This window comes from Cryomorphaceae bacterium (genome assembly GCA_017798125.1).
In the GTDB taxonomy this organism is placed as follows: domain Bacteria; phylum Bacteroidota; class Bacteroidia; order Flavobacteriales; family ECT2AJA-044; genus ECT2AJA-044.
Genome location: CP059070.1, coordinates 2414452 through 2429476, shown reverse-complemented (window position 1 = coordinate 2429476; position 15025 = coordinate 2414452). Strand labels below are relative to the sequence as shown.

Sequence of the window (15025 nt, the reverse complement as noted above, 5' to 3'; positions counted from 1 at the left end):
TTATATCGAGGAGATGTTGTCGATGCCACAGTTATCGGCCGACCCGTTGTCGATATCGGAAGTGGAGATGGAGGCGTTACCGGAAGCGTCGAGTTGGATGGTGATGTCTTGACAGATGGCTGTCGGATCGATGTTGTCTTCGACGGTCACCGTAGCGGTACACTGATCGGTATTGCCATTCTCATCGGTGACGGTAAGGGTCACGGTGTTTGGTCCGACGTTGGTACAATCGAATGTGGTGATATCGAGGAGATGTTGTCGATGCCACAGTTATCGGCCGACCCGTTGTCGATATCGGAAGTGGAGATGGAGGCGTTACCGGAAGCGTCGAGTTGGATGGTGATGTCTTGACAGATGGCTGTCGGATCGATGTTGTCTTCGACGGTCACCGTAGCGGTACACTGATCGGTATTGCCATTCTCATCGGTGACGGTAAGGGTCACGGTGTTTGGTCCGACGTTGGTACAATCGAATGTGGTGATATCGAGGAGATGTTGTCGATGCCACAGTTATCGGCCGACCCGTTGTCGATATCGGAAGTGGAGATGGAGGCGTTACCGGAAGCGTCGAGTTGGATGGTGATGTCTTGACAGATGGCTGTCGGATCGATGTTGTCTTCGACGGTCACCGTAGCGGTACACTGATCGGTATTGCCATTCTCATCGGTGACGGTAAGGGTCACGGTGTTTGGTCCGACGTTGGTACAATCGAATGTGGTGATATCGAGGGAGATGTTGTCGATGCCACAGTTATCGGCCGACCCGTTGTCGATATCGGAAGTGGAGATGGAGGCGTTACCGGAAGCGTCGAGTTGGATGGTGATGTCTTGACAGATGGCTGTCGGATCGATGTTGTCTTCGACGGTCACCGTAGCGGTACACTGATCGGTATTGCCATTCTCATCGGTGACGGTAAGGGTCACGGTGTTTGGTCCGACGTTGGTACAATCGAATGTGGTGATATCGAGGAGATGTTGTCGATGCCACAGTTATCGGCCGACCCGTTGTCGATATCGGAAGTGGAGATGGAGGCGTTACCGGAAGCGTCGAGTTGGATGGTGATGTCTTGACAGATGGCTGTCGGATCGATGTTGTCTTCGACGGTCACCGTAGCGGTACACTGATCGGTATTGCCATTCTCATCGGTGACGGTAAGGGTCACGGTGTTTGGTCCGACGTTGGTACAATCGAATGTGGTGATATCGAGGAGATGTTGTCGATGCCACAGTTATCGGCCGACCCGTTGTCGATATCGGAAGTGGAGATGGAGGCGTTACCGGAAGCGTCGAGTTGGATGGTGATGTCTTGACAGATGGCTGTCGGATCGATGTTGTCTTCGACGGTCACCGTAGCGGTACACTGATCGGTATTGCCATTCTCATCGGTGACGGTAAGGGTCACGGTGTTTGGTCCGACGTTGGTACAATCGAATGTGGTGATATCGAGGAGATGTTGTCGATGCCACAGTTATCGGCCGACCCGTTGTCGATATCGGAAGTGGAGATGGAGGCGTTACCGGAAGCGTCGAGTTGGATGGTGATGTCTTGACAGATGGCTGTCGGATCGATGTTGTCTTCGACGGTCACCGTAGCGGTACACTGATCGGTATTGCCATTCTCATCGGTGACGGTAAGGGTCACGGTGTTTGGTCCGACGTTGGTACAATCGAATGTGGTGATATCGAGGGAGATGTTGTCGATGCCACAGTTATCGGCCGACCCGTTGTCGATATCGGAAGTGGAGATGGAGGCGTTACCGGAAGCGTCGAGTTGGATGGTGATGTCTTGACAGATGGCTGTCGGATCGATGTTGTCTTCGACGGTCACCGTAGCGGTACACTGATCGGTATTGCCATTCTCATCGGTGACGGTAAGGGTCACGGTGTTTGGTCCGACGTTGGTACAATCGAATGTGGTGATATCGAGGAGATGTTGTCGATGCCACAGTTATCGGCCGACCCGTTGTCGATATCGGAAGTGGAGATGGAGGCGTTACCGGAAGCGTCGAGTTGGATGGTGATGTCTTGACAGATGGCTGTCGGATCGATGTTGTCTTCGACGGTCACCGTAGCGGTACACTGATCGGTATTGCCATTCTCATCGGTGACGGTAAGGGTCACGGTGTTTGGTCCGACGTTGGTACAATCGAATGTGGTGATATCGAGGGAGATGTTGTCGATGCCACAGTTATCGGCCGACCCGTTGTCGATATCGGAAGTGGAGATGGAGGCGTTACCGGAAGCGTCGAGTTGGATGGTGATGTCTTGACAGATGGCTGTCGGATCGATGTTGTCTTCGACGGTCACCGTAGCGGTACACTGATCGGTATTGCCATTCTCATCGGTGACGGTAAGGGTCACGGTGTTTGGTCCGACGTTGGTACAATCGAATGTGGTGATATCGAGGAGATGTTGTCGATGCCACAGTTATCGGCCGACCCGTTGTCGATATCGGAAGTGGAGATGGAGGCGTTACCGGAAGCGTCGAGTTGGATGGTGATGTCTTGACAGATGGCTGTCGGATCGATGTTGTCTTCGACGGTCACCGTAGCGGTACACTGATCGGTATTGCCATTCTCATCGGTGACGGTAAGGGTCACGGTGTTTGGTCCGACGTTGGTACAATCGAATGTGGTGATATCGAGGGAGATGTTGTCGATGCCACAGTTATCGGCCGACCCGTTGTCGATATCGGAAGTGGAGATGGAGGCGTTACCGGAAGCGTCGAGTTGGATGGTGATGTCTTGACAGATGGCTGTCGGATCGATGTTGTCTTCGACGGTCACCGTAGCGGTACACTGATCGGTATTGCCATTCTCATCGGTGACGGTAAGGGTCACGGTGTTTGGTCCGACGTTGGTACAATCGAATGTGGTGATATCGAGGAGATGTTGTCGATGCCACAGTTATCGGCCGACCCGTTGTCGATATCGGAAGTGGAGATGGAGGCGTTACCGGAAGCGTCGAGTTGGATGGTGATGTCTTGACAGATGGCTGTCGGATCGATGTTGTCTTCGACGGTCACCGTAGCGGTACACTGATCGGTATTGCCATTCTCATCGGTGACGGTAAGGGTCACGGTGTTTGGTCCGACGTTGGTACAATCGAATGTGGTGATATCGAGGGAGATGTTGTCGATGCCACAGTTATCGGCCGACCCGTTGTCGATATCGGAAGTGGAGATGGAGGCGTTACCGGAAGCGTCGAGTTGGATGGTGATGTCTTGACAGATGGCTGTCGGATCGATGTTGTCTTCGACGGTCACCGTAGCGGTACACTGATCGGTATTGCCATTCTCATCGGTGACGGTAAGGGTCACGGTGTTTGGTCCGACGTTGGTACAATCGAATGTGGTGATATCGAGGAGATGTTGTCGATGCCACAGTTATCGGCCGACCCGTTGTCGATATCGGAAGTGGAGATGGAGGCGTTACCGGAAGCGTCGAGTTGGATGGTGATGTCTTGACAGATGGCTGTCGGATCGATGTTGTCTTCGACGGTCACCGTAGCGGTACACTGATCGGTATTGCCATTCTCATCGGTGACGGTAAGGGTCACGGTGTTTGGTCCGACGTTGGTACAATCGAATGTGGTGATATCGAGGGAGATGTTGTCGATGCCACAGTTATCGGCCGACCCGTTGTCGATATCGGAAGTGGAGATGGAGGCGTTACCGGAAGCGTCGAGTTGGATGGTGATGTCTTGACAGATGGCTGTCGGATCGATGTTGTCTTCGACGGTCACCGTAGCGGTACACTGATCGGTATTGCCATTCTCATCGGTGACGGTAAGGGTCACGGTGTTTGGTCCGACGTTGGTACAATCGAATGTGGTGATATCGAGGGAGATGTTGTCGATGCCACAGTTATCGGCCGACCCGTTGTCGATATCGGAAGTGGAGATGGAGGCGTTACCGGAAGCGTCGAGTTGGATGGTGATGTCTTGACAGATGGCTGTCGGATCGATGTTGTCTTCGACGGTCACCGTAGCGGTACACTGATCGGTATTGCCATTCTCATCGGTGACGGTAAGGGTCACGGTGTTTGGTCCGACGTTGGTACAATCGAATGTGGTGATATCGAGGAGATGTTGTCGATGCCACAGTTATCGGCCGACCCGTTGTCGATATCGGAAGTGGAGATGGAGGCGTTACCGGAAGCGTCGAGTTGGATGGTGATGTCTTGACAGATGGCTGTCGGATCGATGTTGTCTTCGACGGTCACCGTAGCGGTACACTGATCGGTATTGCCATTCTCATCGGTGACGGTAAGGGTCACGGTGTTTGGTCCGACGTTGGTACAATCGAATGTGGTGATATCGAGGAGATGTTGTCGATGCCACAGTTATCGGCCGACCCGTTGTCGATATCGGAAGTGGAGATGGAGGCGTTACCGGAAGCGTCGAGTTGGATGGTGATGTCTTGACAGATGGCTGTCGGATCGATGTTGTCTTCGACGGTCACCGTAGCGGTACACTGATCGGTATTGCCATTCTCATCGGTGACGGTAAGGGTCACGGTGTTTGGTCCGACGTTGGTACAATCGAATGTGGTGATATCGAGGGAGATGTTGTCGATGCCACAGTTATCGGCCGACCCGTTGTCGATATCGGAAGTGGAGATGGAGGCGTTACCGGAAGCGTCGAGTTGGATGGTGATGTCTTGACAGATGGCTGTCGGATCGATGTTGTCTTCGACGGTCACCGTAGCGGTACACTGATCGGTATTGCCATTCTCATCGGTGACGGTAAGGGTCACGGTGTTTGGTCCGACGTTGGTACAATCGAATGTGGTGATATCGAGGGAGATGTTGTCGATGCCACAGTTATCGGCCGACCCGTTGTCGATATCGGAAGTGGAGATGGAGGCGTTACCGGAAGCGTCGAGTTGGATGGTGATGTCTTGACAGATGGCTGTCGGATCGATGTTGTCTTCGACGGTCACCGTAGCGGTACACTGATCGGTATTGCCATTCTCATCGGTGACGGTAAGGGTCACGGTGTTTGGTCCGACGTTGGTACAATCGAATGTGGTGATATCGAGGAGATGTTGTCGATGCCACAGTTATCGGCCGACCCGTTGTCGATATCGGAAGTGGAGATGGAGGCGTTACCGGAAGCGTCGAGTTGGATGGTGATGTCTTGACAGATGGCTGTCGGATCGATGTTGTCTTCGACGGTCACCGTAGCGGTACACTGATCGGTATTGCCATTCTCATCGGTGACGGTAAGGGTCACGGTGTTTGGTCCGACGTTGGTACAATCGAATGTGGTGATATCGAGGGAGATGTTGTCGATGCCACAGTTATCGGCCGACCCGTTGTCGATATCGGAAGTGGAGATGGAGGCGTTACCGGAAGCGTCGAGTTGGATGGTGATGTCTTGACAGATGGCTGTCGGATCGATGTTGTCTTCGACGGTCACCGTAGCGGTACACTGATCGGTATTGCCATTCTCATCGGTGACGGTAAGGGTCACGGTGTTTGGTCCGACGTTGGTACAATCGAATGTGGTGATATCGAGGAGATGTTGTCGATGCCACAGTTATCGGCCGACCCGTTGTCGATATCGGAAGTGGAGATGGAGGCGTTACCGGAAGCGTCGAGTTGGATGGTGATGTCTTGACAGATGGCTGTCGGATCGATGTTGTCTTCGACGGTCACCGTAGCGGTACACTGATCGGTATTGCCATTCTCATCGGTGACGGTAAGGGTCACGGTGTTTGGTCCGACGTTGGTACAATCGAATGTGGTGATATCGAGGGAGATGTTGTCGATGCCACAGTTATCGGCCGACCCGTTGTCGATATCGGAAGTGGAGATGGAGGCGTTACCGGAAGCGTCGAGTTGGATGGTGATGTCTTGACAGATGGCTGTCGGATCGATGTTGTCTTCGACGGTCACCGTAGCGGTACACTGATCGGTATTGCCATTCTCATCGGTGACGGTAAGGGTCACGGTGTTTGGTGTCCGACGTTGGTACAATCAATCGAATGTGGTGATATCGAGGGAGATGTTGTCGATGCCACAGTTATCGGCCGACCCGTTGTCGATATCGGAAGTGGAGATGGAGGCGTTACCGGAAGCGTCGAGTTGGATGGTGATGTCTTGACAGATGGCTGTCGGATCGATGTTGTCTTCGACGGTCACCGTAGCGGTACACTGATCGGTATTGCCATTCTCATCGGTGACGGTAAGGGTCACGGTGTTTGGTCCGACGTTGGTACAATCGAATGTGGTGATATCGAGGAGATGTTGTCGATGCCACAGTTATCGGCCGACCCGTTGTCGATATCGGAAGTGGAGATGGAGGCGTTACCGGAAGCGTCGAGTTGGATGGTGATGTCTTGACAGATGGCTGTCGGATCGATGTTGTCTTCGACGGTCACCGTAGCGGTACACTGATCGGTATTGCCATTCTCATCGGTGACGGTAAGGGTCACGGTGTTTGGTCCGACGTTGGTACAATCGAATGTGGTGATATCGAGGAGATGTTGTCGATGCCACAGTTATCGGCCGACCCGTTGTCGATATCGGAAGTGGAGATGGAGGCGTTACCGGAAGCGTCGAGGTTGGATGGTGATGTCTTGACAGATGGCTGTCGGATCGATGTTGTCTTCGACGGTCACCGTAGCGGTACACTGATCGGTATTGCCATTCTCATCGGTGACGGTAAGGGGTCACGGTGTTTGGTCCGACGTTGGTACAATCGAATGTGGTGATATCGAGGAGATGTTGTCGATGCCACAGTTATCGGCCGACCCGTTGTCGATATCGGAAGTGGAGATGGAGGCGTTACCGGAAGCGTCGAGTTGGATGGTGATGTCTTGACAGATGGCTGTCGGATCGATGTTGTCTTCGACGGTCACCGTAGCGGTACACTGATCGGTATTGCCATTCTCATCGGTGACGGTAAGGGTCACGGTGTTTGGTCCGACGTTGGTACAATCGAATGTGGTGATATCGAGGAGATGTTGTCGATGCCACAGTTATCGGCCGACCCGTTGTCGATATCGGAAGTGGAGATGGAGGCGTTACCGGAAGCGTCGAGTTGGATGGTGATGTCTTGACAGATGGCTGTCGGATCGATGTTGTCTTCGACGGTCACCGTAGCGGTACACTGATCGGTATTGCCATTCTCATCGGTGACGGTAAGGGGTCACGGTGTTTGGTCCGACGTTGGTACAATCGAATGTGGTGATATCGAGGGAGATGTTGTCGATGCCACAGTTATCGGCCGACCCGTTGTCGATATCGGAAGTGGAGATGGAGGCGTTACCGGAAGCGTCGAGTTGGATGGTGATGTCTTGACAGATGGCTGTCGGATCGATGTTGTCGTCGACGGTCACCGTAGCGGTACACTGATCGGTATTGCCATTCTCATCGGTGACGGTAAGGGTCACGGTGTTTGGTCCGACGTTGGTACAATCGAATGTGGTGATATCGAGGAGATGTATGTTGTCGATGCCACAGTTATCGGCCGACCCGTTGTCGATATCGGAAGTGGAGATGGAGGCGTTACCGGAAGCGTCGAGTTGGATGGTGATGTCTTGACAGATGGCTGTCGGATCGATGTTGTCTTCGACGGTCACCGTAGCGGTACACTGATCGGTATTGCCATTCTCATCGGTGACGGTAAGGGTCACGGTGTTTGGTCCGACGTTGGTACAATCGAATGTGGTGATATCGAGGAGATGTTGTCGATGCCACAGTTATCGGCCGACCCGTTGTCGATATCGGAAGTGGAGATGGAGGCGTTACCGGAAGCGTCGAGTTGGATGGTGATGTCTTGACAGATGGCTGTCGGATCGATGTTGTCTTCGACGGTCACCGTAGCGGTACACTGATCGGTATTGCCATTCTCATCGGTGACGGTAAGGGTCACGGTGTTTGGTCCGACGTTGGTACAATCGAATGTGGTGATATCGAGGGAGATGTTGTCGATGCCACAGTTATCGGCCGACCCGTTGTCGATATCGGAAGTGGAGATGGAGGCGTTACCGGAAGCGTCGAGTTGGATGGTGATGTCTTGACAGATGGCTGTCGGATCGATGTTGTCTTCGACGGTCACCGTAGCGGTACACTGATCGGTATTGCCATTCTCATCGGTGACGGTAAGGGTCACGGTGTTTGGTCCGACGTTGGTACAATCGAATGTGGTGATATCGAGGGAGATGTTGTCGATGCCACAGTTATCGGCCGACCCGTTGTCGATATCGGAAGTGGAGATGGAGGCGTTACCGGAAGCGTCGAGTTGGATGGTGATGTCTTGACAGATGGCTGTCGGATCGATGTTGTCTTCGACGGTCACCGTAGCGGTACACTGATCGGTATTGCCATTCTCATCGGTGACGGTAAGGGTCACGGTGTTTGGTCCGACGTTGGTACAATCGAATGTGGTGATATCGAGGAGATGTTGTCGATGCCACAGTTATCGGCCGACCCGTTGTCGATATCGGAAGTGGAGATGGAGGCGTTACCGGAAGCGTCGAGTTGGATGGTGATGTCTTGACAGATGGCTGTCGGATCGATGTTGTCTTCGACGGTCACCGTAGCGGTACACTGATCGGTATTGCCATTCTCATCGGTGACGGTAAGGGTCACGGTGTTTGGTCCGACGTTGGTACAATCGAATGTGGTGATATCGAGGGAGATGTTGTCGATGCCACAGTTATCGGCCGACCCGTTGTCGATATCGGAAGTGGAGATGGAGGCGTTACCGGAAGCGTCGAGTTGGATGGTGATGTCTTGACAGATGGCTGTCGGATCGATGTTGTCTTCGACGGTCACCGTAGCGGTACACTGATCGGTATTGCCATTCTCATCGGTGACGGTAAGGGTCACGGTGTTTGGTCCGACGTTGGTACGATCGAATGTGGTGATATCGAGGAGATGTTGTCGATGCTGCAGTTATCGGCCGACCCGTTGTCGATATCGGAAGTGGAGATGGAGGCGTTACCGGAAGCGTCGAGTTGGATGGTGATGTCTTGACAGATGGCTGTCGGATCGATGTTGTCTTCGACGGTCACCGTAGCGGTACACTGATCGGTATTGCCATTCTCATCGGTGACGGTAAGGGTCACGGTGTTTGGTCCGACGTTGGTACAATCGAATGTGGTGATATCGAGGGGAGATGTTGTCGATGCCACAGTTATCGGCCGACCCGTTGTCGATATCGGAAGTGGAGATGGAGGCGTTACCGGAAGCGTCGAGTTGGATGGTGATGTCTTGACAGATGGCTGTCGGATCGATGTTGTCTTCGACGGTCACCGTAGCGGTACACTGATCGGTATTGCCATTCTCATCGGTGACGGTAAGGGTCACGGTGTTTGGTCCGACGTTGGTACAATCGAATGTGGTGATATCGAGGGAGATGTTGTCGATGCCACAGTTATCGGCCGACCCGTTGTCGATATCGGAAGTGGAGATGGAGGCGTTACCGGAAGCGTCGAGTTGGATGGTGATGTCTTGACAGATGGCTGTCGGATCGATGTTGTCTTCGACGGTCACCGTAGCGGTACACTGATCGGTATTGCCATTCTCATCGGTGACGGTAAGGGTCACGGTGTTTGGTCCGACGTTGGTACAATCGAATGTGGTGATATCGAGGGAGATGTTGTCGATGCCACAGTTATCGGCCGACCCGTTGTCGATATCGGAAGTGGAGATGGAGGCGTTACCGGAAGCGTCGAGTTGGATGGTGATGTCTTGACAGATGGCTGTCGGATCGATGTTGTCTTCGACGGTCACCGTAGCGGTACACTGATCGGTATTGCCATTCTCATCGGTGACGGTAAGGGTCACGGTGTTTGGTCCGACGTTGGTACAATCGAATGTGGTGATATCGAGGGAGATGTTGTCGATGCCACAGTTATCGGCCGACCCGTTGTCGATATCGGAAGTGGAGATGGAGGCGTTACCGGAAGCGTCGAGTTGGATGGTGATGTCTTGACAGATGGCTGTCGGATCGATGTTGTCTTCGACGGTCACCGTAGCGGTACACTGATCGGTATTGCCATTCTCATCGGTGACGGTAAGGGTCACGGTGTTTGGTCCGACGTTGGTACAATCGAATGTGGTGATATCGAGGGAGATGTTGTCGATGCCACAGTTATCGGCCGACCCGTTGTCGATATCGGAAGTGGAGATGGAGGCGTTACCGGAAGCGTCGAGTTGGATGGTGATGTCTTGACAGATGGCTGTCGGATCGATGTTGTCTTCGACGGTCACCGTAGCGGTACACTGATCGGTATTGCCATTCTCATCGGTGACGGTAAGGGTCACGGTGTTTGGTCCGACGTTGGTACAATCGAATGTGGTGATATCGAGGGAGATGTTGTCGATGCCACAGTTATCGGCCGACCCGTTGTCGATATCGGAAGTGGAGATGGAGGCGTTACCGGAAGCGTCGAGTTGGATGGTGATGTCTTGACAGATGGCTGTCGGATCGATGTTGTCTTCGACGGTCACCGTAGCGGTACACTGATCGGTATTGCCATTCTCATCGGTGACGGTAAGGGTCACGGTGTTTGGTCCGACGTTGGTACAATCGAATGTGGTGATATCGAGGGAGATGTTGTCGATGCCACAGTTATCGGCCGACCCGTTGTCGATATCGGAAGTGGAGATGGAGGCGTTACCGGAAGCGTCGAGTTGGATGGTGATGTCTTGACAGATGGCTGTCGGATCGATGTTGTCTTCGACGGTCACCGTAGCGGTACACTGATCGGTATTGCCATTCTCATCGGTGACGGTAAGGGTCACGGTGTTTGGTCCGACGTTGGTACAATCGAATGTGGTGATATCGAGGGAGATGTTGTCGATGCCACAGTTATCGGCCGACCCGTTGTCGATATCGGAAGTGGAGATGGAGGCGTTACCGGAAGCGTCGAGTTGGATGGTGATGTCTTGACAGATGGCTGTCGGATCGATGTTGTCTTCGACGGTCACCGTAGCGGTACACTGATCGGTATTGCCATTCTCATCGGTGACGGTAAGGGTCACGGTGTTTGGTCCGACGTTGGTACAATCGAATGTGGTGATATCGAGGGAGATGTTGTCGATGCCACAGTTATCGGCCGACCCGTTGTCGATATCGGAAGTGGAGATGGAGGCGTTACCGGAAGCGTCGAGTTGGATGGTGATGTCTTGACAGATGGCTGTCGGATCGATGTTGTCTTCGACGGTCACCGTAGCGGTACACTGATCGGTATTGCCATTCTCATCGGTGACGGTAAGGGTCACGGTGTTTGGTCCGACGTTGGTACAATCGAATGTGGTGATATCGAGGGAGATGTTGTCGATGCCACAGTTATCGGCCGACCCGTTGTCGATATCGGAAGTGGAGATGGAGGCGTTACCGGAAGCGTCGAGTTGGATGGTGATGTCTTGACAGATGGCTGTCGGATCGATGTTGTCTTCGACGGTCACCGTAGCGGTACACTGATCGGTATTGCCATTCTCATCGGTGACGGTAAGGGTCACGGTGTTTGGTCCGACGTTGGTACAATCGAATGTGGTGATATCGAGGGAGATGTTGTCGATGCCACAGTTATCGGCCGACCCGTTGTCGATATCGGAAGTGGAGATGGAGGCGTTACCGGAAGCGTCGAGTTGGATGGTGATGTCTTGACAGATGGCTGTCGGATCGATGTTGTCTTCGACGGTCACCGTAGCGGTACACTGATCGGTATTGCCATTCTCATCGGTGACGGTAAGGGTCACGGTGTTTGGTCCGACGTTGGTACAATCGAATGTGGTGATATCGAGGGAGATGTTGTCGATGCCACAGTTATCGGCCGACCCGTTGTCGATATCGGAAGTGGAGATGGAGGCGTTACCGGAAGCGTCGAGTTGGATGGTGATGTCTTGACAGATGGCTGTCGGATCGATGTTGTCTTCGACGGTCACCGTAGCGGTACACTGATCGGTATTGCCATTCTCATCGGTGACGGTAAGGGTCACGGTGTTTGGTCCGACGTTGGTACAATCGAATGTGGTGATATCGAGGGAGATGTTGTCGATGCCACAGTTATCGGCCGACCCGTTGTCGATATCGGAAGTGGAGATGGAGGCGTTACCGGAAGCGTCGAGTTGGATGGTGATGTCTTGACAGATGGCTGTCGGATCGATGTTGTCTTCGACGGTCACCGTAGCGGTACACTGATCGGTATTGCCATTCTCATCGGTGACGGTAAGGGTCACGGTGTTTGGTCCGACGTTGGTACAATCGAATGTGGTGATATCGAGGGAGATGTTGTCGATGCCACAGTTATCGGCCGACCCGTTGTCGATATCGGAAGTGGAGATGGAGGCGTTACCGGAAGCGTCGAGTTGGATGGTGATGTCTTGACAGATGGCTGTCGGATCGATGTTGTCTTCGACGGTCACCGTAGCGGTACACTGATCGGTATTGCCATTCTCATCGGTGACGGTAAGGGTCACGGTGTTTGGTCCGACGTTGGTACAATCGAATGTGGTGATATCGAGGGAGATGTTGTCGATGCCACAGTTATCGGCCGACCCGTTGTCGATATCGGAAGTGGAGATGGAGGCGTTACCGGAAGCGTCGAGTTGGATGGTGATGTCTTGACAGATGGCTGTCGGATCGATGTTGTCTTCGACGGTCACCGTAGCGGTACACTGATCGGTATTGCCATTCTCATCGGTGACGGTAAGGGTCACGGTGTTTGGTCCGACGTTGGTACAATCGAATGTGGTGATATCGAGGGAGATGTTGTCGATGCCACAGTTATCGGCCGACCCGTTGTCGATATCGGAAGTGGAGATGGAGGCGTTACCGGAAGCGTCGAGTTGGATGGTGATGTCTTGACAGATGGCTGTCGGATCGATGTTGTCTTCGACGGTCACCGTAGCGGTACACTGATCGGTATTGCCATTCTCATCGGTGACGGTAAGGGTCACGGTGTTTGGTCCGACGTTGGTACAATCGAATGTGGTGATATCGAGGGAGATGTTGTCGATGCCACAGTTATCGGCCGACCCGTTGTCGATATCGGAAGTGGAGATGGAGGCGTTACCGGAAGCGTCGAGTTGGATGGTGATGTCTTGACAGATGGCTGTCGGATCGATGTTGTCTTCGACGGTCACCGTAGCGGTACACTGATCGGTATTGCCATTCTCATCGGTGACGGTAAGGGTCACGGTGTTTGGTCCGACGTTGGTACAATCGAATGTGGTGATATCGAGGGAGATGTTGTCGATGCCACAGTTATCGGCCGACCCGTTGTCGATATCGGAAGTGGAGATGGAGGCGTTACCGGAAGCGTCGAGTTGGATGGTGATGTCTTGACAGATGGCTGTCGGATCGATGTTGTCTTCGACGGTCACCGTAGCGGTACACTGATCGGTATTGCCATTCTCATCGGTGACGGTAAGGGTCACGGTGTTTTGGTCCGACGTTGGTACAATCGAATGTGGTGATATCGAGGGAGATGTTGTCGATGCCACAGTTATCGGCCGACCCGTTGTCGATATCGGAAGTGGAGATGGAGGCGTTACCGGAAGCGTCGAGTTGATGGTGATGTCTTGACAGATGGCTGTCGGATCGATGTTGTCTTCGACGGTCACCGTAGCGGTACACTGATCGGTATTGCCATTCTCATCGGTGACGGTAAGGGTCACGGTGTTTGGTCCGACGTTGGTACAATCGAATGTGGTGATATCGAGGGAGATGTTGTCGATGCCACAGTTATCGGCCGACCCGTTGTCGATATCGGAAGTGGAGATGGAGGCGTTACCGGAAGCGTCGAGTTGGATGGTGATGTCTTGACAGATGGCTGTCGGATCGATGTTGTCTTCGACGGTCACCGTAGCGGTACACTGATCGGTATTGCCATTCTCATCGGTGACGGTAAGGGTCACGGTGTTTGGTCCGACGTTGGTACAATCGAATGTGGTGATATCGAGGGAGATGTTGTCGATGCCACAGTTATCGGCCGACCCGTTGTCGATATCGGAAGTGGAGATGGAGGCGTTACCGGAAGCGTCGAGTTGGATGGTGATGTCTTGACAGATGGCTGTCGGATCGATGTTGTCTTCGACGGTCACCGTAGCGGTACACTGATCGGTATTGCCATTCTCATCGGTGACGGTAAGGGTCACGGTGTTTGGTCCGACGTTGGTACAATCGAATGTGGTGATATCGAGGGAGATGTTGTCGATGCCACAGTTATCGGCCGACCCGTTGTCGATATCGGAAGTGGAGATGGAGGCGTTACCGGAAGCGTCGAGTTGGATGGTGATGTCTTGACAGATGGCTGTCGGATCGATGTTGTCTTCGACGGTCACCGTAGCGGTACACTGATCGGTATTGCCATTCTCATCGGTGACGGTAAGGGTCACGGTGTTTTGGTCCGACGTTGGTACAATCGAATGTGGTGATATCGAGGGAGATGTTGTCGATGCCACAGTTATCGGCCGACCCGTTGTCGATATCGGAAGTGGAGATGGAGGCGTTACCGGAAGCGTCGAGTTGGATGGTGATGTCTTGACAGATGGCTGTCGGATCGATGTTGTCTTCGACGGTCACCGTAGCGGTACACTGATCGGTATTGCCATTCTCATCGGTGACGGTAAGGGTCACGGTGTTTGGTCCGACGTTGGTACAATCGAATGTGGTGATATCGAGGGAGATGTTGTCGATGCCACAGTTATCGGCCGACCCGTTGTCGATATCGGAAGTGGAGATGGAGGCGTTACCGGAAGCGTCGAGTTGGATGGTGATGTCTTGACAGATGGCTGTCGGATCGATGTTGTCTTCGACGGTCACCGTAGCGGTACACTGATCGGTATTGCCATTCTCATCGGTGACGGTAAGGGTCACGGTGTTTGGTCCGACGTTGGTACAATCGAATGTGGTGATATCGAGGGAGATGTTGTCGATGCCACAGTTATCGGCCGACCCGTTGTCGATATCGGAAGTGGAGATGGAGGCGTTACCGGAAGCGTCGAGTTGGATGGTGATGTCTTGACAGATGGCTGTCGGATCGATGTTGTCTTCGACGGTCACC

General features: G+C 53.3%; 24 protein-coding genes. All 24 read right to left on the bottom strand.

Annotated elements, in window-relative coordinates; genetic code table 11:
• The 24 genes from HZ996_10815 to HZ996_10700 all read right to left on the bottom strand — a co-directional run bounded on the left by HZ996_10815 (position 1) and on the right by HZ996_10700 (position 15024).
• Positions 1-204: a hypothetical protein gene (locus HZ996_10815; protein QTN39609.1), complete on the bottom strand. Its 204-nt coding sequence runs from the start codon at positions 202-204 to the stop codon at positions 1-3.
• Positions 201-443, bottom strand: coding sequence for a hypothetical protein (locus HZ996_10810; GenBank protein QTN39608.1), 243 nt, complete (start codon positions 441-443; stop codon positions 201-203). Before HZ996_10810 ends, HZ996_10815 begins: the two co-directional genes overlap by 4 nt.
• Positions 440-922 carry an HYR domain-containing protein gene (locus HZ996_10805; GenBank protein QTN39607.1) on the bottom strand — a complete coding sequence of 161 codons (483 nt, stop codon included), beginning with the start codon at positions 920-922 and terminating at the stop codon, positions 440-442. Before HZ996_10805 ends, HZ996_10810 begins: the two co-directional genes overlap by 4 nt.
• Positions 919-1161, bottom strand: a complete 243-nt coding sequence (locus HZ996_10800; GenBank protein ID QTN39606.1) for a hypothetical protein — start codon at positions 1159-1161, stop codon at positions 919-921. Before HZ996_10800 ends, HZ996_10805 begins: the two co-directional genes overlap by 4 nt.
• A complete protein-coding gene (locus tag HZ996_10795; protein QTN39605.1) occupies positions 1158-1400 on the bottom strand; it encodes a hypothetical protein in 243 nt (80 codons plus the stop codon). The genes HZ996_10800 and HZ996_10795 overlap by 4 nt, the downstream gene beginning before the upstream one ends.
• A complete protein-coding gene (locus HZ996_10790; GenBank protein ID QTN39604.1) occupies positions 1397-1879 on the bottom strand; it encodes an HYR domain-containing protein in 483 nt (160 codons plus the stop codon). Before HZ996_10790 ends, HZ996_10795 begins: the two co-directional genes overlap by 4 nt.
• On the bottom strand, positions 1876-2358 hold the full coding sequence (locus tag HZ996_10785; protein ID QTN39603.1) for an HYR domain-containing protein: 483 nt from the start codon (positions 2356-2358) through the stop codon (positions 1876-1878). The genes HZ996_10790 and HZ996_10785 overlap by 4 nt, the downstream gene beginning before the upstream one ends.
• Positions 2355-2837, bottom strand: a complete 483-nt coding sequence (locus HZ996_10780) for an HYR domain-containing protein (protein QTN39602.1) — start codon at positions 2835-2837, stop codon at positions 2355-2357. Before HZ996_10780 ends, HZ996_10785 begins: the two co-directional genes overlap by 4 nt.
• Positions 2834-3316, bottom strand: a complete 483-nt coding sequence (locus HZ996_10775) for an HYR domain-containing protein (protein ID QTN39601.1) — start codon at positions 3314-3316, stop codon at positions 2834-2836. The genes HZ996_10780 and HZ996_10775 overlap by 4 nt, the downstream gene beginning before the upstream one ends.
• Complete coding sequence (locus tag HZ996_10770) at positions 3313-4035, bottom strand: hypothetical protein (GenBank protein QTN39600.1); 723 nt, start codon at positions 4033-4035, stop codon at positions 3313-3315. The genes HZ996_10775 and HZ996_10770 overlap by 4 nt, the downstream gene beginning before the upstream one ends.
• On the bottom strand, positions 4032-4274 hold the full coding sequence (locus HZ996_10765) for a hypothetical protein (GenBank protein ID QTN39599.1): 243 nt from the start codon (positions 4272-4274) through the stop codon (positions 4032-4034). Before HZ996_10765 ends, HZ996_10770 begins: the two co-directional genes overlap by 4 nt.
• Complete coding sequence (locus HZ996_10760) at positions 4271-4993, bottom strand: hypothetical protein (protein ID QTN39598.1); 723 nt, start codon at positions 4991-4993, stop codon at positions 4271-4273. The genes HZ996_10765 and HZ996_10760 overlap by 4 nt, the downstream gene beginning before the upstream one ends.
• Positions 4990-5472 carry an HYR domain-containing protein gene (locus HZ996_10755; GenBank protein QTN39597.1) on the bottom strand — a complete coding sequence of 161 codons (483 nt, stop codon included), beginning with the start codon at positions 5470-5472 and terminating at the stop codon, positions 4990-4992. Before HZ996_10755 ends, HZ996_10760 begins: the two co-directional genes overlap by 4 nt.
• Positions 5469-5951, bottom strand: coding sequence for an HYR domain-containing protein (locus HZ996_10750; GenBank protein QTN39596.1), 483 nt, complete (start codon positions 5949-5951; stop codon positions 5469-5471). The genes HZ996_10755 and HZ996_10750 overlap by 4 nt, the downstream gene beginning before the upstream one ends.
• A 27-nt stretch (positions 5952-5978) precedes the next feature.
• Positions 5979-6197: a hypothetical protein gene (locus HZ996_10745; GenBank protein QTN39595.1), complete on the bottom strand. Its 219-nt coding sequence runs from the start codon at positions 6195-6197 to the stop codon at positions 5979-5981.
• A complete protein-coding gene (locus tag HZ996_10740; GenBank protein QTN39594.1) occupies positions 6194-6436 on the bottom strand; it encodes a hypothetical protein in 243 nt (80 codons plus the stop codon). Before HZ996_10740 ends, HZ996_10745 begins: the two co-directional genes overlap by 4 nt.
• A 237-nt stretch (positions 6437-6673) precedes the next feature.
• Positions 6674-6916, bottom strand: a complete 243-nt coding sequence (locus HZ996_10735) for a hypothetical protein (GenBank protein ID QTN39593.1) — start codon at positions 6914-6916, stop codon at positions 6674-6676.
• The gene (locus tag HZ996_10730) at positions 6913-7101 is read right to left on the bottom strand and encodes a hypothetical protein (protein ID QTN39592.1); all 189 of its coding nucleotides are present in this window, start codon (positions 7099-7101) and stop codon (positions 6913-6915) included. The genes HZ996_10735 and HZ996_10730 overlap by 4 nt, the downstream gene beginning before the upstream one ends.
• A gap of 31 nt (positions 7102-7132) precedes the next feature.
• Entirely contained in the window at positions 7133-7639 is a 507-nt protein-coding gene (locus HZ996_10725) for a hypothetical protein (protein ID QTN39591.1), read from the bottom strand.
• A complete protein-coding gene (locus HZ996_10720) occupies positions 7636-8358 on the bottom strand; it encodes a hypothetical protein (protein ID QTN39590.1) in 723 nt (240 codons plus the stop codon). The genes HZ996_10725 and HZ996_10720 overlap by 4 nt, the downstream gene beginning before the upstream one ends.
• The gene (locus tag HZ996_10715) at positions 8355-8837 is read right to left on the bottom strand and encodes an HYR domain-containing protein (protein QTN39589.1); all 483 of its coding nucleotides are present in this window, start codon (positions 8835-8837) and stop codon (positions 8355-8357) included. The genes HZ996_10720 and HZ996_10715 overlap by 4 nt, the downstream gene beginning before the upstream one ends.
• Positions 8834-9076, bottom strand: a complete 243-nt coding sequence (locus HZ996_10710; GenBank protein ID QTN39588.1) for a hypothetical protein — start codon at positions 9074-9076, stop codon at positions 8834-8836. The genes HZ996_10715 and HZ996_10710 overlap by 4 nt, the downstream gene beginning before the upstream one ends.
• Entirely contained in the window at positions 9054-14357 is a 5304-nt protein-coding gene (locus HZ996_10705) for a hypothetical protein (protein QTN39587.1), read from the bottom strand. The genes HZ996_10710 and HZ996_10705 overlap by 23 nt, the downstream gene beginning before the upstream one ends.
• Positions 14335-15024 carry a hypothetical protein gene (locus HZ996_10700; GenBank protein ID QTN39586.1) on the bottom strand — a complete coding sequence of 230 codons (690 nt, stop codon included), beginning with the start codon at positions 15022-15024 and terminating at the stop codon, positions 14335-14337. The genes HZ996_10705 and HZ996_10700 overlap by 23 nt, the downstream gene beginning before the upstream one ends.
• Position 15025 lies beyond the last annotated feature (1 nt).